This window comes from Arthrobacter sp. 10N418 (genome assembly GCF_056394725.1).
Genome location: NZ_JBFTIK010000081.1, coordinates 1 through 356, shown reverse-complemented (window position 1 = coordinate 356; position 356 = coordinate 1). Strand labels below are relative to the sequence as shown.

The following is a 356-nucleotide window of genomic DNA, read 5'->3' as shown; positions in this document are numbered from 1 at the left end:
CTAATTTATGTCCGGCGGTGACCTACTCTCCCACACCCTCCCGGGTGCAGTACCATCGGCGCTGTGGGTCTTAGCTTCCGGGTTCGGGATGGGACCGGGCGTTTCCCCCACGCTATGACCGCCGTAACCCTGTTACCCGTTCCCCCGGCGCGGTGGGCGCGGGGGTGGGAAGTCTGGTGGTTACAACATGTGTCCTGCAGTTTGTGCTGCAGTGGTGGTGTTGTTATTCAGTTGTGGTTCGCCAAGCAACGGGTTTGTTGGTTGGGAACCACATAGTGGACGCAAGCAGTCTTGTTTCTTTGTACCACCCCTGGGTGCGAACCCCTTTTGAACGGGTTCGCGGGGTGGTGTGTGGT

General features: G+C 59.3%; 1 rRNA gene. It reads right to left on the bottom strand.

From position 1 onward, the window contains the following. Nucleotides 1–9 precede the first annotated feature (9 nt). Nucleotides 10–126: ribosomal RNA gene (rrf, locus tag AC1DCZ_RS19400) — 5S ribosomal RNA — on the bottom strand. Between the last annotated feature and the right edge of the window lie 230 nt (nt 127–356).